This window comes from Pseudomonas sp. OST1909 (assembly GCF_015277575.1).
GTDB lineage: Bacteria > Pseudomonadota > Gammaproteobacteria > Pseudomonadales > Pseudomonadaceae > Aquipseudomonas > Aquipseudomonas synxantha_A.
In genome coordinates, this window is the sequence record NZ_CP063780.1 from 2,334,945 (window position 1) to 2,352,779 (window position 17,835).

Genomic DNA, 17,835 nt, shown 5'->3' on the forward strand with positions numbered 1-17,835 from the left:
GTCAGAAGTCCAGCTCGGCGCTGAAGTAGAGAACGTGACGATGGTCGTAATTATTGTCGGCCCAGGTGGTGGGCTGGTCATCAAGGCGTTGCTGCAACATGCCGGCCAGCTCCACATTGGTTTTGCCCACGGCAATGCGTTTGGCTACCCGCAGGTCGACCCGTTGGAAGCGGTACTGGTTAAGGGCGTCGTCGCCATAGTAGAACAGGGCGCTGGACCACCCCTGGCCCCACTCGCGCAGCCAACCGGCCGAGCCGCTGTTGCGCGCGGTTTGCGCCTTGTCCCGCGGGTTGCTGGAAGTAGCGTCGACGTAAGCGTAGGTCAGGCGCAGGCGGTCGGCGTTGCTCATGCGCCAGTCGAACTGTGATTCGGCACCGGTAAAGCGCGAGCTGTTGGCGTTGCTGGCGATGTATTGGTTGTTGCGCAGCGGTGAGCTGATCATGTCGGTGATTTCGTCATAAAACAGCTTCACGTCGACATTCAGCCCCAGGTCGGCAAAGAACCCGTTGTAGCCCAGTTCCCGGGAGCGCATCAACTCTTTGTCGAGGTCGCCAGGGCCGCGCGTCACGACAAAATATTGCCCGGAGTTTTGTCCGTAGGCCGGGGAGCTGAGGTTGTTGACGCGGTAGCTCCAATTGACGTTGTTCTCGAACATGTCCGGCGAGCGGATCGCCTCGGAGTAAACCGCCCGCAACCCGTGACGGGGGTTGATCAGGTAATTGACCGCCACACGCGGCGTCAGTGAGTCGCCGCTCAGGTGACTGTCTTCGTACATGGCGCCACCCTGCAGCAGCCAGTGTTCGCTGGCCCGCCATTCCAGGTGCCCGAACAGGCGCCAGGTGGTGTCGTCCAGGGTTCCATTGAAGTAGGTGTCCGAGTCGGCGCGGTCATAGCGATAATTCATGCCGCTGACCAGACGCAAGCTGTCGGAGAGGCTGAAGGTGTCCTGGATCTCCACGTCGTAGCGGCTTTCGCGGGTGCTTTGGTCGATATCGCCGCAGACGGTATCCTTGCCGCCGTGGTTTTTCCATTGATCCAGCACCTGGTTGGCCAATGCCTGCTCGGCGGCGCTTCCCCGGGGTGGGGAGCCTTGGCTGTAGGTGTCCATGTGCCGCGCCAACAGTTCGGCATAGTTGGGGTTCAGTTGCCACAACTGGGTCAACTGCGGGCTGAACGAGACCTTGGCATCACAGGCTTTCCAGACCTGTCGGCGGTCCCATTGCTGGGCTGAACCCTGGATATACAGACTGTGATCGGGATTAAACTCGAAATTCCAGCGCAAAGAGCCGGCGTAGTCCTTGGCGATAACATCGGAATTGCTGCCGCCTTCGCTGATCCCGTCAAACACCGGAGTGTAGGTATAAGGGCGCTGATTGGTGCCTTCCTTGGCATTGAGTTGCCAGTCGATACTTTGTTGCGCGTTCAGCGTCTGGCTCACCGCCAGGCTGAAACGGTTGAGACGGCGACCGTCACGGCGGTCGGCGCCGACCGCGTCGCTGTCAAAACCATCGTCCTGTTGCCCGGACAGGGATAAGCGCAAATCGCCGGTTTCCCAGCCCACGCCCTGGCTGGCATAGAAGTCGTTGATCCCCCGTTCGCCGCGGGTGACCTTCACCCGCGAACCCTGGCTGTTGGCGGGGGAACGGGTGAGGATGTTGACCACCGCCATCAGTGCATTGGCGCCATAGCTGACGGTGTTGGGGCCGCGAAATACCTCGATGCGCTCGATATCTTCCATGGCCACCGGGATATCGCTCCAGTCCACCGTGGCCAGGCCGGCGCGGTACACCGAACGCCCGTCGATCAACACCTGCATCCGCCGCGCATCACTGGCGCTGGTGCCGTGGTAGTTGACCGACGCCTGGTTGCCGGTGGTGTAACCGACCATCATCCCGGGCACCAGGCGCAGCAGTTCGGCGATGTCCCGGGCGCCGCTGGCCTTGATCAGCTCACTGTCGATCACCGTCATGCTGCCGGGCACGGCGGCGGCCGATTGCTTGAGGCGCGTGGCGGTCAACACCTGCGGCAGCGGCTGGCTGTCCAGAAACAGATCGTCAGCCAGTGCAGGTACGCTGCACAACAGCATCAACCATAGAGATGAGCGAGGAGGAGGGCCCAGGTACACGGCACGGCCTTGTTAATGACGGATAGCCGCCCATGTTAACTGAGGTGGGGCTATTTGCCAGTCGTCGGACTTGCAATTACTTCGTACAAACGTGGCATTTTCCGACAAGTGCGCGAATTGATACGGGGGCTGGCCGCAAGCCGGGCGCTCCGTATAATGCCGCCATCGCCATTGGTATGGATTAACGGATTGCATATGACTCAACAGCGCCCTATTGCGGTCCTGGGAGGCGGAAGTTTTGGCACCGCCGTGGCTAACCTGCTGGCCGAGAACGGCCACGCCGTGCGTCAGTGGATGCGCGACCCCGAACAGGCTGAAGCCATTCGCGTGCATCGGGAAAACCCCCGTTACCTTAAAGGCATCAAGATTCATCCCGCTGTCGAACCGGTTACCGACCTGCTGGAAACGCTCACTGCGTGCGACCTGTGCTTTGTCGCGCTGCCCTCCAGTGCGTTGCGCTCAGTGCTGGCGCCGCACGCCGAGCGCCTGGCAGGCAAGTTGCTGGTCAGCCTGACCAAAGGCATTGAGGCCCACACCTTCAAACTGATGAGTGAAATCCTCACCGAGATTGCCCCTCTGGCCCGCATTGGCGTGCTGTCCGGGCCGAACCTGGCGCGGGAGGTGGCCGAACACGCCTTGACCGCCACGGTGGTTGCCAGTGAAGACGACGCCTTGTGTGAGCAGGTACAGGCCGTGCTGCATGGCCGCACCTTCAGGGTCTACGCCAGCGCCGATCGCTTTGGTGTCGAGTTGGGCGGGGCGCTGAAAAACGTCTACGCGATCATTGCCGGCATGGCCGTCGCCTTGGGCATGGGTGAAAACACCAAGAGTATGCTGATCACCCGTGCGCTGGCGGAGATGACCCGCTTTGCGGTGAACCAGGGCGCCAACCCGATGACGTTCCTGGGCCTTGCGGGCGTGGGCGACTTGATCGTCACCTGCTCATCGCCCAAAAGCCGCAACTATCAGGTAGGTTTTGCCCTGGGCCAAGGGCTGAGCCTGGAAGACGCTGTGACGCGTCTGGGTGAAGTGGCCGAAGGGGTCAACACCCTCAAGGTATTGAAGGCCAAGGCCCAGGAAGTGGGGGTGTATATGCCGCTGGTCGCCGGTTTGCACGCGATCCTGTTCGAAGGGCGCACCTTGGAGCAGGTCATCGAGTTGTTGATGCGGGCCGAGCCAAAGACCGATGTCGACTTTATTTCTACCAGTGGTTTTAACTGAGGAACGCGCCATGAACGATCCGAAAGCAGCCCCCAAATATGAGTCGATTGCCTTGCGCATCCTGTGGATGCTGGCGTTTGCGCTGGTGTGGCAGGTGGCGCAATTGCTGCTCGGCGCGTTGGTGGTGGTGCAATTGATTTACCGGCTTGTCTACGGTGCGCCGAACCTGGGCCTGATGAATTTTGGCGACAGTCTCAGCCAGTTCCTGGCGCAGATCGGCCGCTTCGGTAGCTTCCACACCGAACAAAAGCCTTGGCCGTTTGCCGATTGGCCAACCCCGCGTGTACCCGAAGGCGAAGCCGCCCACAGCGTGCCGCCAGCACCGCACCCGGTGCGTGATGAAGAGCCAAAGCTATGAAGTTGTGGGTTTTGCGCCACGGGGAGGCCCAGGCGCACGCCCGCACGGATGCTGAACGCAATCTTACCGAGCATGGCCGTGACGAAGTATTGCGCAGCGCTGCGCACCTGATCGGGCAGCCGCTCAGTGCCATCATCGCCAGCCCTTATGTGCGGGCGCAGCAGACGGCTCAATTGGTGCGCGAGGCGTTGGGTTTCGAACCGGATGTGCGCACGGTGCCGTGGTTGACGCCCGATGGTGACGTTCAGCAGGTGCTGAGTGAACTTGATACTGATGACGACGTGTTGCTGGTCAGCCATCAGCCTTTGGTGGGCAGTTTGATCAGCTTTTTGCAGCATGGGCATCAGCGTCAGCCACAGCCGATGTATACGGCCAGTCTGGCGGAGCTTGAGGGGGATTTTCCGCTGGCGGGTTTGATGAGTCTGGTGGGGGTGACGAATCCCTGGGCATAAGGGGGCGACGCTGGGCCTGTGGTAAGGGAGCTTGCTCCCGTGACGGCCTGCCAGCCGACACAGCTATACCGAGTACATATCCATTCCTGCGGTAACGGCTGATATTGGTTCCGCTTTTACAGCGTGTCACTTTTGAAAAGCGCAAAAGTAACCCAAACGCTCTTGCCCCACCACTCGGCACCTCGCTCAGGCTCGGTGTGCCCGTAATCCGCCATGGATTTGGGGGGCCGCCGCCACGCGCCATCCATGGCGCAGGGCGGCTAAACCGGCATCCCTGCCGGTTTACCCCCCAAATCCCTGTCGAATTCCGGCCAGCGTGGTTTAACGGGGCGCCTGAGATCAAGAGCAGATCAAGATCAAGAGCGGCTCGCTTCGCATCGTGGTTACGGGGGGGCTCGTGTACTTCGCCAGAAGGCCGTTGGCTTTGTGTGTGCTATACAGTCAGCCAAGCAAGTGCTTGGTTGGCTGTATCTCGGATCACAAAGGAGCGCGTCCCATGCCTGTCGCTTTTCGTTTGCCGTTGCAGGTCTTCTTCGAGCGTGAAGCGCGGCACCCGCGTAAGGTTTTTCTGGTGCAGCCCATTGACGGTGGCGAGGTGCAGACCCTCACCTGGGGCGACGTCGGCCACCAGGCCCGGTGCGCTGCCCATTGGTTGCGTGCGCGAGACTTGCCCCAGGGTTCGCACATCGCCCTGATCTCGAAAAACTGCGCACACTGGATCATCGCCGACCTGGCGATCTGGATGGCCGGGCACGTTTCGGTGCCGCTTTATCCCAACCTCACCGCTGATTCTGTCGCCCATGTGCTGACCCACTCCGAGGCGGTGTTGGCGTTGATCGGCAAGCTGGATGACTGGCCGGCAATGGCGCCGGGTATGCCAGCGGGTGTGCCAACCATTAGCCTGCCGCTGTGCCCGGTGGGGACGTTCGATTTCAGCTGGGCGGACCTGCAAGCCTGCTCACCGATCCAGGACCACCCCGAACCCCTTGGCTCGACACTGGCCACCATCGTTTATACCTCCGGGACGACCGGCTTGCCGAAGGGTGTGATGCAAACGTTCGGGGCACTGGGCTTCGCTGCCACCCGCGGCACCGAGTTGTTCGGCCTGGGGGAGGGCGATCGGTTGCTGTCCTACCTGCCGCTGTGCCATGTCGCCGAACGCATGTTTGTGGAAATGGCGGCGATCTACACCGGGCAAACCGTATTTTTTGCGCAAAGCCTGGATACTTTCCTGCAGGATTTGCGCAGGGCACGGCCGACGGCCTTGTTTGGCGTGCCACGTATCTGGACCAAATTCCAGTTGGGTGTCTACGCCAAGGTCCCGGAAAAACGCCTCGACACCCTGTTACGCCTGCCTTTTATCGGCAAGCGAGTCGGTCATAAAGTGCTCGCGGGACTGGGGCTGGATGCACTGCGTATTGCCCTGTCCGGTGCGGCACCCGTGCCCGAGGCGTTGCTGGGTTGGTATCAGCGCCTGGGCCTGGACGTGCTGGAGGTGTACGGCATGAGCGAAAACTGCGGCTATTCCCATGTGTGCCGCCCCGGCGCACAGACGCTGGGTTGGATCGGCCTGCCATGCCCTGGCGTAGAAGTGCGCATCGACCCATCAGGCGAAGTGCAGGTACGCAGCGGCGCGACCATGCTGGGCTACTTCAAGGACCCGCAAAAAACCGCTGAGACCCTTACCGAAGATGGCTTCCTGCGGACCGGCGACAAGGGTGAGCAGGACGCAGACGGCCGTCTGCGCTTGACCGGGCGCCTCAAGGAGATTTTCAAGACCAGCAAAGGCAAATACGTGGCCCCGGCGCCGATTGAAAATCGTCTGGCCGAACATGCACGCATCGAACAGGTGTGTGTAGTCGGCGAGGGGCTTGGCGCACCGATCGGGCTATGCGTGTTGTCGGCACACGGCCAAGACCGCCAAACGCTTGGAACCCACCTTGACCACTGGCTGGCACAGGTCAACGCCGGGTTGGATAAACATGAGCGCTTGCGCCAATTGGTGGTGGTGAAAGACAACTGGGCGGTGGAAAACGGCTTTCTCACGCCGACCTTGAAGATCAAGCGCAACGTGATCGAGTCGACGTACGGGCCACATTTGCACACTTGGAGCGAGCGCGCTGAAACCGTTCTGTGGCAGGATTAGGATCGTAATAAAACCAACAAGGACAACCCTATGAGCCTGTGGCGCACCCAACCGAATATCGAACAACTCAACGCGATCCAGAAAAACACCATCGGTGAGTTGCTCGATATTCGTTTCGAAAGCTTCGACGAGCACTCCCTCACTGCCAGCATGGTGGTGGATCACCGCACCCATCAGCCCTACGGCCTGCTGCACGGTGGCGCCTCGGTGGTGCTGGCCGAGAGCGTCGGCTCCATGGCTGCTTACCTGTGCATCGATGCCAGCAAGTTTTATTGCGTGGGCCTTGAGGTCAATGCCAACCACCTGCGTGGCGTGCGCAGCGGGCGGGTGACGGCGGTGGCCAGGGCCATTCATATCGGGCGCACCACACAGGTATGGGATATCCGCCTGAGCAGCGATGATGGCAAGGCCAGTTGCGTCTCGCGCCTGACCATGGCCGTGGTGCCGCTGGGCGAAAACCCGCCGGCGCGATAGGCGTGGCGTGAGTGTCATCATTCCTGGCAGTTACAGTCATTGCTGCAGGCGGCCGGCATGGTGACAATCAACCTCTGTTTTTATCGATGGAACCTGTATGTCGCAGCACGTGTTTTTTACCCACGCCAATGGCTTCCCTTCGGCCACCTACGGCAAGCTGTTTGCCGCGCTGGCCCCGGAATATACGGTGGCGCATCTGCCGCAGCACGGTCACGACCCCAGGTTCCCGGTGGATGATAACTGGCAGAACCTGGTGGACGAGTTGATCCACCACCTTGAGCAACAGCCGGAACCCGTGTGGGGCGTCGGCCATTCCCTCGGTGGCGTGCTGCATTTGCACGCGGCCATGCGTTGTCCGCAGTTGTACCGTGGCGTGGTGATGCTGGATTCGCCGGTGCTCACCCGTGCCGACCGCTGGGTGATCCGCGCCGCCAAGCGCTTTGGTTTTATCGATCGACTGACACCGGCCGGGCGTACCCTTGGCCGGCGTGAAGAATTCACCGATCTGGACACCGCGCGCAGCTACTTCGCCGGCAAAACCCTGTTTCGTGGCTTCGACCCCGAGTGCTTCGACGCGTATTTGCAGCATGGCTTGCAGCAAGTCGGCGACCGCCTGCGCCTGCGCTTCGACCCGGCCACCGAAATCAGCATCTATCGCGGCGTGCCGCACACCAGCCCGGGCCAGGTACGCCAGTTGAAAGTGCCACTGGCCGTGGTGCGCGGTCGCCAGAGCCGAGTGGTCATGCGTCACCATGCCAGCGGCGTCGGCCGCTTGCCCATGGGCGAAATGCTCACTATGCCGGGCGGTCATATGTTCCCCCTCGAACGCCCCCAGGACACGGCTGCCTTGATCAAGAACCTGTTCGCCCGCTGGCAAGCCCGCGAGCGCAGTTGCGCATGAGTACGCCGGTCGAAGAAGTTCGCCTGAGCCTGGCGCATATCGAATTGGCCGCGCACCTGTTCGGGCCCGAGGATGGCCTGCCGGTGATCGCCCTGCATGGTTGGCTGGACAACGCCAACAGTTTTGCGCGCCTTGCGCCGAAGCTGCACGGGTTGCGCATTATTGCTCTGGATATGGCCGGGCACGGGCATTCGGCCCATCGCCCGGCAGGCGCGGGTTATGCCTTGTGGGATTACGTCTACGACGTGCTGCAGGTGGCCGAACAATTGGGGTTGAAACGTTTTGCATTACTTGGCCACTCCCTGGGCGCCATCGTCTCGCTGGTGTTGGCCGGGGCGTTGCCGGAGCGAGTGACGCACCTGGGTTTGATCGACGGTGTGATCCCGCCGACCGCCAGCGGCGAGAATGCAGCCGAACGTCTGGGCATGGCCTTGCAGGCGCAACTGAACCTGCAGGACAAGCGCAAGCCGGTCTACAACACCCTCGAAAAAGCGGTTGAAGCGAGAATGAAGGGTGTGGTGGCAGTCAGTCGTGAAGCGGCGCAACTGCTGGCCCAGCGCGGTTTGATGCCGGTACCGGGCGGTTATACCTGGCGCAGCGACAGTCGCCTGACCCTGGCATCGCCGATGCGTTTGACCGATGAACAGGCCATGGCTTTTGTGCGTCGCGTCAGTTGCCCGGCGCAGTTGGTGGTGGCGGCTGACGGCATGTTGGCGAAACATGCCGAATTGCTTTCTCAGCTACCCTTCAGCGTTACTACGCTGCCCGGTGGCCATCATTTGCACCTGAATGATGAGTCCGGCGCCGCTCTTGTTGCAGACTGTTTCAATCGGTTCTTCTCCACGCCTTGACTTGGCGGGGTCAACTGCCGAGGCTGGGCGGATTGAAAGGGAGTCAACCATGAACACACTCAACATCGCTGTGACCTCCATTGGCCAGGGCCTATCGATCCGATGAGCCTGGGTAAAGGATGTATCCGTGCCCTTGGCCTTTGCTGTTTCAGCCCCCTGGTGTTTGCCGCCGATATACCCGGCAGCCAGGATTTACCTGCCGTGTCCCGCCAGGTTGACGCGCAAATTGTCGACTATCGCCCCGCTGAAGAGAAGGAACGCATCTACCCCATGGGCGCGATTCGCAAGATCAGCGGCCAGTTGCGTTACGAAGGCCAGGCCACCGCGCGCGGCCAGGCCACTGCAATCACCTATGAATTGCCCGCGGAGCACAGCTCCAGCGCCGCCTTTACTGCAACGCGCGAAGCTTTGCAGGCCAAGGGCGCGCAGCTGTTGTTCTGGTGCCAGGCCCGCGATTGCGGCGAGAGCAGCCTGTGGGCCAATGAAGTGTTCGGCAACGCCAAGCTGGTGGGGGCCGACGGCCAGCAGGAATACCTGCTGCTGCGCCTGGCCGCTGCGCAGAACAACTCGCTGGTCGCGCTGTACGGCATTACTCGCGGCAACCGACGCGCCTACCTGCATGTGGAGCAACTCGATGCCAGCGCGCCCTTGGGCGATCTGCTGCCCACCTCGGCCACCCTGCTGCGAGAACTCAAAAGCACGGGCGAGCTGGATCTCCCTGCATTGGCCGCCGAGCCTGATGACACCTGGCTGACCTTGATTTCCCGTGGATTGAACCTTGATACCACGTTGCGCGTGAGCCTGACCGGCCCGAAAGCCGAGGCCTGGCGCCAGGCCCTGGTCGACAAGGGTGTACGCGCCGCGCGCCTGGAAACCGGCAGCGGTGACGCTAAGGGTTTGCACCTGCATCTGATACGCTGACCGTTACAAGGCGAACGGACCCGTGCCGTTCGCCTAAGCTCTCTTCCTACAGCCATATTCTCGAGATACCCGATGCTCAATAACGATCGCCTGCTGGTGCAAATCCTGCTGTTGGTGCTGTTTGGCGCCAGCTTCTGGGTCATGGCGCCGTTCTGGTCGGCGCTGTTCTGGGGCGCGGTGCTGGCGTTTGCCAGTTGGCCGCTGATGCGTTTGCTCACTCGCTGGCTGGGCGGACGGGAGTCCCTGGCTGCTGGCATCCTGACCTTGGGCTGGATGCTGCTGGTGGCGGTGCCGCTGGTGTGGCTGGGGTTCAACCTGGCCGACCATGTGCGCGATGCGGTGGCGCTGATCAAAGACATTCAGGTCGACGGCTTGCCCGAGGCGCCGACCTGGTTGGGCTCGATCCCGTTCGTCGGCGAGCGTCTGGTGGCGATGTGGGACAGCATTGACCAACAAGGCGCGGCGTTGATGGTCAGCATCAAGCCGTACCTCGGCCAGGTCGGCAACTGGTTGCTGGCACGCAGTGCGCAAATTGGCGGCGGTATTCTTGAGCTGACCCTGAGCCTGGTCTTCGTGTTCTTTTTCTACCGTGATGGGCCGCGCCTGGCGATGTTTGTGCACCGTCTGCTGGAGCGGCTGATCGGTGAACGTGCCGGCTATTACATCGAGCTGGTGGCCGGTACGGTGCAGCGGGTGGTCAATGGTGTGATCGGCACTGCGGCGGCCCAGGCCTTGCTGGCGCTGATCGGCTTTCTGATCGCCGGCGTGCCGGGTGCGCTGGTGCTGGGTATTGTTACCTTCCTGCTCAGCCTGATCCCCATGGGCCCACCGCTGGTGTGGATTCCGGCCACGGCGTGGCTGGCGTGGAAGGGGGACTACACGTATGCGGTGTTCCTGGGGGTGTGGGGGACGTTTGTGATCAGCGGTGTGGACAACGTGCTCAAGCCTTATCTGATCAGTCGTGGCGGTAACCTGCCGTTGGTGATTGTGCTGCTGGGGGTGTTTGGGGGGTTGATCGCCTTTGGCTTTATCGGGCTGTTTATCGGGCCGACGCTGCTGGCGGTGGCGTACAGCTTGTTGACGGATTGGAGCGCTACCCAGGCGCAGGTGCGTCGTGACGACAAGCCGTGTAATTGAGGGGCTAGGCATCAGGATGTGATGCGACGTTGTACCTGTGGGAGGGGGCTTGCTCCCGATGGCGGCCTCAGGGCTGACCAGGATGTTGGATCAGACCGAGTACATATCCGTTATTTGGGTAACGGCTGATATTGGTTCCGCTTTTACAGCGGGTCACTTTGGAAAAGAGCCCAAAGTAACCAAAGGCTCTTGCCCCACCACTCGGCACCTCGCTTAGGCTCGGTGTGCCCGTAATCCGCCATGGATTTGGGGGGCCGCCGCCACGCGCCATCCATGGCGCGGGGCGGCTAAACCGGCATCCCTGCCGGTTTACCCCCCAAATCCCTGTCGAATTCCGGCCAGCGTGGTTTGACGGGGCGCCCAAGATCAAAAGCAGATCAAGATCAAGATCAAGAGCGGCTCGCTTCGCATCGTGGTTACCGTGGGTGCGGCAAGCTGCACATTTGTATAGAAGGGAGAAGCCTCAGCCCCTCGGCAACCACATCACGGCAGTCAACCCACCACCCGGCGTGTCCTCCAGGCTCAAGTGCCCGCCAAGCCGCTCGACGGCCTCTCTGGCAATGGTCATCCCCAAACCGACCCCTCCGGAATTGCGGTTGCGCGATCCCTCCAGCCGAAAGAACGGTTCGAACACCGCCTCGCGTTTATCGGCGGCGATTCCCGGGCCTTTATCGATCACTCTGATCACCAGTGCGCCACGGCTGTCGGCCAGTTCTACCCGGGCCATGCCGGCATAGCGCAGCGCGTTGTCGATCAGGTTGTTGAGGCATGAGCGCAGCGCCATGGGCTGCACTTGCAAGGGCGCGCAGGTGCCTGAGAATTGCACGTCGCAGCCCTGGTCCTGGGCGTTCTCGCTGAGGGACTCCACCAGTGCCTGCACGTCGAGCCAATGCCGCGTTTCGCTGGTGCGTTGTTCGTGCAGGTAGCTCAGGGTGGCGTCGAGCATATCGATCATGTCGTTCAGGTCCTGACGCATCTGGCCTTGCAGCTTGGTGTCTTCGATCTGTTCCAGGCGCAGTTTGAGGCGTGATAACGGGGTGCGCAGGTCGTGAGAGACCGCACCGAGCATACGTGCCCGCTGGCTGACTTGTTCGCGGATGCGCTTTTGCATCAGGTTGAAGGTCGAGGCCGCTTGCCTTGCCTCGCGCGGGCCGGATTCCACCAGCGGCGGGCTGTCGAGGTCGACGCTCAAGCGCTCGGCTGCGGCACTCAGGCGCTGGATCGGCCGGCTCAGCAGCTTGGCGCCGTACCAGGCGGCAATAATCAACGAGATAAATTGAAACGTCAGCGGTACCAGCGGGCCACCAAACCAAGGGCGAGGTTCCTTGCGCAGCGGTTTGAGGGTGCCGTCCGGTTGTTCGACGAACGCCTGGGGAGGCGGAGGCGGTGGCCGGCCGTAGTGGTGGAACCAGAAGAGCGCCAGCACGTGGGCCAGCACAATGGCCACCAGCAATAGGCCGAACAGTCGCCCGAACAGCGTATTGAAGGTGGCGCGCATCAACCGATATCCCGGGCGTCGAACAGGTAGCCTTCGCCGCGTACGGTCTTGATCAACTGCGGGGCCTTGGGGTCATCTCCCAGTTTCTGGCGCAGGCGTGATACCAGCAAGTCGATGCTGCGATCAAAGGCTTCGATGGAGCGACCACGGGCCGCATCCAGCAGTTGCTCGCGGCTCAATACGCGGCGCGGGCGTTCGATGAACACCCACAGCAAGCGAAACTCGGCGTTGGACAGCGGCACCACCAGGCCGTCATCGGCCACCAACTGGCGCAGCACGCTGTTGAGGCGCCAGGTGTCGAAGCGGATGTTGGCCCGTTGCTCGGTGCGGTCATCGCGCACCCGGCGCAGGATGGTCTGGATACGGGCCACCAGCTCCCGGGGCTCGAACGGTTTGGACATATAGTCATCAGCGCCCAGTTCCAGGCCGATGATGCGGTCGGTGGGTTCGCAGCGGGCGGTGAGCATCAGGATCGGAATGTCCGACTCGGCACGCAGCCAGCGGCACAGCGACAACCCGTCCTCGCCCGGCAGCATCAGGTCCAGTACCACCACATCGAAGGTTTCGGCTTGCATGGCTTGGCGCATGGCGGTGCCGTCGGTGACGCCCGAGGCCAGGATATTGAAGCGCGCCAGGTAGTCGATCAGCAGTTCGCGGATCGGCACGTCGTCGTCGACGATCAGTGCACGGGTGGTCCAGCGCTTGTCTTCGGCGATCGTCGTGCCTTTAGGCTCTTCGTTTACGGGGACGGAAGGGGTCTGCATAGTGCGATCATCTGCCTGAGTAGTGCTGTCAGCATAGGCGCCCAGCGCCGTGGCTGGAAATGCTGGGCGGGCGATAGTGTGCGCGAGGCTAGCCGGGCGGCGTGTTGAGGGCGTGTCGTGAATGTATCGACTTTGAAACAAGTACTCGAAATCGCGTGTATCGGGCACTTGATCAGTATTTACCGATCATCGGATCCCGCAACGGCGCTGCTTGCGCTACAATCCGCGCCGATTTCGACTTGCCTGAGAGCCCATTCCAATGTCCGTCTGCCAGACTCCTATCATCGTCGCCCTGGATTACCCCACCCGTGACGCCGCACTGAAGCTGGCTGACCAGTTGGACCCCACGCTATGCCGGGTCAAGGTCGGCAAGGAACTGTTCACCAGTTGCGCGGCGGAAATCGTCGGCACCCTGCGGGACAAAGGCTTCGAAGTGTTCCTGGACCTGAAATTCCATGACATCCCCAACACCACGGCAATGGCTGTGAAGGCTGCCGCCGAAATGGGCGTGTGGATGGTCAATGTGCACTGCTCCGGCGGCTTGCGCATGATGAGCGCGTGCCGCGAAGTGCTGGAACAGCGCAGCGGCCCCAAACCGCTGCTGATCGGCGTGACCGTGCTGACCAGCATGGAACGCGAAGACCTGGCCGGTATTGGCCTGGATATCGAGCCTCAGACGCAGGTATTGCGCCTGGCGGCTCTGGCGCAGAAAGCCGGCCTCGATGGCCTGGTGTGCTCGGCCCTGGAAGCCCAGGCCCTGAAAAACGCCCACCCGTCGTTGCAACTGGTGACGCCGGGTATTCGCCCGGCGGGCAGCGCGCAGGATGACCAACGCCGTATCCTGACCCCGCGCCAGGCCCTGGATGCCGGTTCGGACTACCTGGTGATCGGCCGTCCGATCAGCCAGTCGGCGGATCCGGCCAAAGCGTTGGCCGCGGTGGTTGCCGAAATCGCCTGATACTCAGGGGAACACGGTAAAAAATGAGTGAGGGGGCTTACCCCCCAAATCCCTGTCGAATTCCGGCCAGCGTGGTTTAACGGGGCGCCTAAGATCAAAAGCAGAGCAAGAGCAAGCAGCGAGTCAGCATGGTCATCGTGGGCAAGCCCTAATGCCAGTCAGTCAAGCGTACATCGCCCTCTGTAGGAGCGAGCTTGCTCGCGAAAAACGTCGACGATAACGCGTGTTGTCTGAATGAACGCGGTGCCTGTGAGTTTTTCGCGAGCAAGCTCGCTCCTAAAAAAGCCTAGGGCAAGCCCCCTCCCACATTTAGATCTGCCGTGTGTCAGCTGACTTTCAGTATCAACTTCCCGAAGTTCTCGCCGTTGAACAGCTTCATCAGCGTTTCCGGGAATGTCTCCAATCCTTCGACAATATCCTCCTTGCTCTTGAGTTTGCCCTGGGCCATCCAGCCGGCCATTTCCTGCCCGGCCGCCGCGAAGTTTGCCGCGTGGTCCATCACCACAAACCCTTCCATGCGCGCACGGTTGACCAGCAACGACAAGTAGTTGGCCGGGCCTTTGACGGCTTCCTTGTTGTTGTATTGGCTGATCGCGCCGCAAATCACCACGCGGGCTTTGAGTGCCAGGCGGCTGAGCACAGCGTCGAGAATATCGCCGCCGACGTTATCGAAATAGACGTCCACGCCCTTGGGGCACTCGCGCTTGAGGGCGGCAGGTACGTCTTCGCTTTTGTAGTCGATGGCGGCGTCAAAGCCCAGCTCATCCAGCAGGAATTTGCACTTGTCGGCACCGCCGGCAATCCCCACCACGCGGCAGCCTTTGATCTTGGCGATCTGCCCGGCGATGCTGCCCACGGCACCCGCGGCGCCGGAAATGACCACGGTGTCACCGGCTTTCGGCGCACCGGTCTCCAGCAGGGCGAAGTATGCCGTCATGCCGGTCATGCCCAGGGCAGACAGGTAACGGGGCAGGGGCGCAAGCTTGGGATCGACCTTATAGAAACCACGGGGCTCGCCGAGGAAGTAATCCTGCACGCCCAGGGCGCCATTCACGTAGTCCCCCACCGCGAAGTTCGGATGGTTCGAGGCAATCACCTTGCCTACCCCCAGCGCCCGCATCACTTCGCCGATGCCGACCGGCGGGATGTAGGACTTGCCCTCATTCATCCAGCCACGCATGGCCGGGTCGAGGGACAGGTATTCATTGCGCACCAGCACCTGGCCGTCGGCCGGTGTACCCACCGGCACTTCCTGGTAGGTGAAGGTCTCTCGCGTGGCCGCACCGACCGGGCGTTTGGCGAGCAGGAATTGGCGGTTGGTCTGGGCGGTCATGGCAAGGACTCTTTGGAAATGAATCATCAGTGATAGCCCTTCAGTGACGCCAGGGCAAGGTTGTCTGCGGGAGGCGAATGCCCGTCGATAGGCATCGCTGATAACCATCCCGGTAGACTTATCACTGCGATTCATGCAGCGCTAACCCGCCGTCTGATAGTGCTGACGCGCTGATCCCTGTGTTGGCTAGACTCGCGCCACCGTTACCACTTCCATAGGACAGTTCCCATGAGCATGACATTTTCTGGCCAGGTCGCCCTGGTAACCGGCGCCGCCGCGGGTATTGGTCGCGCCACTGCGCTGGCGTTCGCGGCCGAAGGCTTGAAGGTGGTCGTTGCCGACCTCGACGTGGCGGGGGGCGAGGGCACTGTCGCGCTGATCCGACAGGCCGGCGGCGAAGGGGTGTTTGTGCGTTGCAACGTCACGCTCGAAACGGACGTACAGCAATTGATGGCGCAGACGGTCGCCATCTATGGACGACTGGACTATGCCTTCAACAACGCCGGGATTGAGATCGAGAAAGGCAAGCTGGCCGACGGCAGCCTGGATGAGTTCGATGCCATCATGGGGGTTAACGTCAAAGGGGTCTGGTTGTGCATGAAGTATCAGTTGCCGTTGTTGTTGGCCCAGGGCGGCGGAGCGATCGTCAACACGGCTTCGGTGGCCGGGCTGGGGGCGGCGCCGAAGATGAGCATCTATGCGGCGTCCAAACACGCAGTGATCGGCCTGACCAAGTCGGCAGCCATTGAGTATGCGAAAAAGAAGATCCGCGTGAACGCGGTCTGCCCTGCCGTGATCGATACCGACATGTTTCGCCGCGCCTACGAGGCCGACCCGCGCAAAGCCGAATTCGCGGCGGCCATGCACCCGGTCGGGCGCATCGGTAAGGTGGAGGAAATTGCCAGCGCCGTGTTGTACCTGTGCAGTGATGGTGCCGCCTTTACCACCGGCCAGTCCCTGGCGGTGGATGGCGGCGCGACAGCCATCTAGGACGGCAAGTCGCACCGCGTTCGAAAACAGGGCGAGGTGCTGTGGGGCGTTTCCATAGCGGGCAGTGGGCCGTGCCCGAATATGTATCAGTAGGTAAATAATCTAATAAAATCAATACTTTAATAAATCTTCCCGGCAAATTTTGGTGAGCTTCTGTGCTTAACTGTTTTGGGTTAACAGACAGTTGAAGTGAGTGGCTCATGGATTTAGGGATCGATCGACAAGCCCTGGTACCGGTTGTTCAGCAAATCGTCAGCGCGGTGGCGCATTGGATTCGCAAGGAAGGGGTGAGCCCCGGAACGCGCTTGCCGTCCATTCGGCAATTGGCCCTCGACAACCTGCTGAGCCAGTCCAGCGTGATTGAGGCGTTCGAACGGCTGGTGGCCCAGGGGCTGCTGGCCTCCAGGCACGGCTCGGGCTTCGTGGTGGCGCAACCTGCAGCGACCCACGAACACCACTGGTATGAAGGCGCGGAGCAGGGATGGGGCGCTTTTACCGACAGTCCCGTCGGCGAGTTGAAACTGGGGTGTGGCTGGCTGCCAGACGACTGGCGCGAAAGCGATGACATCAGCTATGCAATCCGCGAACTCAGTCGTACCGATACCGGGGCCTTGTTCAACTACAGTACGCCCTTGGGGCTGCCGACGCTGCGTGAACAACTGTTCAAGCGTCTGACCCAGATTCACATAGCCACCCGCCTGGACTGTATTCTCACCACCCATGGCGCCGGTCATGCCCAGGACCTGCTGATACGCACCTTGCTCAAGGCCGGTGATGAGGTCGTGGTGGAAACACCCGGGTATGGCAACCTTTATCGCCAGTTGGCCTTTCAGGGTGTGACCCTGCTGGAGGTCCCGCGCGCCCGCGGCGGCCCGGATATCCCTGCCTTGGAAACGCTGCTGCAAACCCATCGGCCCAAGTGCCTGTTCATCAATAGCCTGTATCACAACCCCACCGGCACCAGCCTGTGCCGTTCGGTGGCGCAGCGGTTGTTGGAACTGGCGCGAGAGCGGGATTTCCTGATCATCGAAGAGGATGTCTACGGCGACCTGCAACATGCCAGTTGCACGCGCTTGTCGGCGCTGGACCACGATGACCGGGTGATCTATGTGTCGAGTTTTTCCAAGACCCTGAGCAGCGCCCTGCGCGTGGGCTACCTCTGTGCCAGTGCCACGCTCATTGAGCAATTGGCCCATCTCAAGACCCTGACGGGCATCGGCACCTCGCGCTTTGCCGAAGCAATGGTGGCAACGTTGTTGAGCAACGGCACTTACCGTAAGTGGGTGCAGCGCCTGCGCAAGCACCTGAATGCGCAGATGGCTGCAACGTTGCAGGTGCTTGAGGATGAAGAGTGGCAGGTCTTTGCCGTTCCCGCCGGGGGCATGTTCCTGTGGGCGCGACCGGGTATCCCGGACCCGTCGCGACTGCAGGCCTGTGCCCGGCGGCTCGGCGTGCTGCTGTCGCCCGGGGCGCTGTTCAGCCCCACCGGAGAGCGTAGCGACTGGCTACGCATCAACGTGGCCTACGCGGCGGATCAGCGCGCACTGGCGTTGTTCCGTGCCATGGGGCCAACCAGATCGACCTCGACCATTCTGAAAACGACGAGCATGTAGCTTTTTGCCATTATTGCGGCGCCAGCGGCTTGTGCTCAGTGCCCTGGGGTTGCCACTCTCGCTGCTTGTAAACCTGGCTTATGGCATCTGCCA

The 17,835-nt window shown here is 61.5% G+C and carries 16 protein-coding genes; 12 read left to right on the top strand and 4 right to left on the bottom strand.

Annotated elements, in window-relative coordinates; genetic code table 11:
* Position 1: 1 nt before the first annotated feature.
* Complete coding sequence (locus IH404_RS10300) at positions 2-2,125, bottom strand: TonB-dependent receptor (protein ID WP_347340291.1); 2,124 nt, start codon at positions 2,123-2,125, stop codon at positions 2-4.
* A gap of 195 nt (positions 2,126-2,320) precedes the next feature.
* Between IH404_RS10300 and IH404_RS10305 the strand changes: the two genes are divergently transcribed.
* The 9 genes from IH404_RS10305 (at position 2,321) to IH404_RS10345 (ending at position 10,586) form a co-directional block, all read left to right on the top strand.
* Entirely contained in the window at positions 2,321-3,346 is a 1,026-nt protein-coding gene (locus IH404_RS10305) for an NAD(P)H-dependent glycerol-3-phosphate dehydrogenase (RefSeq protein WP_122733763.1), read from the top strand.
* A 10-nt stretch (positions 3,347-3,356) separates the two neighbouring features.
* Positions 3,357-3,704: a DUF4389 domain-containing protein gene (locus tag IH404_RS10310; RefSeq protein WP_122733764.1), complete on the top strand. Its 348-nt coding sequence runs from the start codon at positions 3,357-3,359 to the stop codon at positions 3,702-3,704.
* Complete coding sequence (gene sixA / locus IH404_RS10315) at positions 3,701-4,156, top strand: phosphohistidine phosphatase SixA (protein WP_122733765.1); 456 nt, start codon at positions 3,701-3,703, stop codon at positions 4,154-4,156. Before IH404_RS10310 ends, sixA begins: the two co-directional genes overlap by 4 nt.
* 496 nt (positions 4,157-4,652) lie before the next feature.
* Entirely contained in the window at positions 4,653-6,302 is a 1,650-nt protein-coding gene (locus IH404_RS10320) for an AMP-binding protein (protein WP_122733905.1), read from the top strand.
* Between the two features lie 30 nt (positions 6,303-6,332).
* Positions 6,333-6,776 (top strand): hotdog fold thioesterase, encoded by a 444-nt coding sequence (locus IH404_RS10325; RefSeq protein WP_194440369.1) that lies wholly within the window; start codon positions 6,333-6,335, stop codon positions 6,774-6,776.
* Between the two features lie 97 nt (positions 6,777-6,873).
* Positions 6,874-7,677 (top strand): alpha/beta hydrolase, encoded by an 804-nt coding sequence (locus tag IH404_RS10330; protein WP_122733907.1) that lies wholly within the window; start codon positions 6,874-6,876, stop codon positions 7,675-7,677.
* The gene (locus tag IH404_RS10335) at positions 7,674-8,528 is read left to right on the top strand and encodes an alpha/beta hydrolase (protein WP_122733908.1); all 855 of its coding nucleotides are present in this window, start codon (positions 7,674-7,676) and stop codon (positions 8,526-8,528) included. The genes IH404_RS10330 and IH404_RS10335 overlap by 4 nt, the downstream gene beginning before the upstream one ends.
* Positions 8,529-8,630: 102 nt before the next feature.
* Positions 8,631-9,449: a DUF4892 domain-containing protein gene (locus IH404_RS10340; protein ID WP_122733909.1), complete on the top strand. Its 819-nt coding sequence runs from the start codon at positions 8,631-8,633 to the stop codon at positions 9,447-9,449.
* Positions 9,450-9,521: 72 nt separating this feature from the next.
* Positions 9,522-10,586: an AI-2E family transporter gene (locus IH404_RS10345; RefSeq protein ID WP_005786630.1), complete on the top strand. Its 1,065-nt coding sequence runs from the start codon at positions 9,522-9,524 to the stop codon at positions 10,584-10,586.
* Positions 10,587-11,049: 463 nt separating this feature from the next.
* On the opposite strand, the gene IH404_RS10350 is transcribed toward IH404_RS10345, so the two are convergent.
* On the bottom strand, positions 11,050-12,084 hold the full coding sequence (locus IH404_RS10350; RefSeq protein ID WP_194440370.1) for an ATP-binding protein: 1,035 nt from the start codon (positions 12,082-12,084) through the stop codon (positions 11,050-11,052).
* Positions 12,084-12,848 carry a response regulator gene (locus tag IH404_RS10355; protein WP_032877075.1) on the bottom strand — a complete coding sequence of 255 codons (765 nt, stop codon included), beginning with the start codon at positions 12,846-12,848 and terminating at the stop codon, positions 12,084-12,086. The genes IH404_RS10350 and IH404_RS10355 overlap by 1 nt, the downstream gene beginning before the upstream one ends.
* 259 nt (positions 12,849-13,107) lie before the next feature.
* Between IH404_RS10355 and pyrF the strand changes: the two genes are divergently transcribed.
* Positions 13,108-13,806, top strand: a complete 699-nt coding sequence (gene pyrF, locus IH404_RS10360) for an orotidine-5'-phosphate decarboxylase (protein WP_122733737.1) — start codon at positions 13,108-13,110, stop codon at positions 13,804-13,806.
* Positions 13,807-14,131: 325 nt separating this feature from the next.
* Here the strand turns inward: pyrF and IH404_RS10365 are convergent, their stop codons facing one another.
* Positions 14,132-15,139, bottom strand: coding sequence for an NADP-dependent oxidoreductase (locus IH404_RS10365; protein WP_194440371.1), 1,008 nt, complete (start codon positions 15,137-15,139; stop codon positions 14,132-14,134).
* Between the two features lie 228 nt (positions 15,140-15,367).
* On the opposite strand from IH404_RS10365, the gene IH404_RS10370 reads away from it, so the two are divergent.
* A complete protein-coding gene (locus tag IH404_RS10370) occupies positions 15,368-16,129 on the top strand; it encodes an SDR family oxidoreductase (RefSeq protein WP_194440372.1) in 762 nt (253 codons plus the stop codon).
* Positions 16,130-16,329: 200 nt separating this feature from the next.
* Complete coding sequence (locus tag IH404_RS10375) at positions 16,330-17,742, top strand: PLP-dependent aminotransferase family protein (RefSeq protein ID WP_122733734.1); 1,413 nt, start codon at positions 16,330-16,332, stop codon at positions 17,740-17,742.
* The last annotated feature ends 93 nt before the right edge of the window (positions 17,743-17,835 follow it).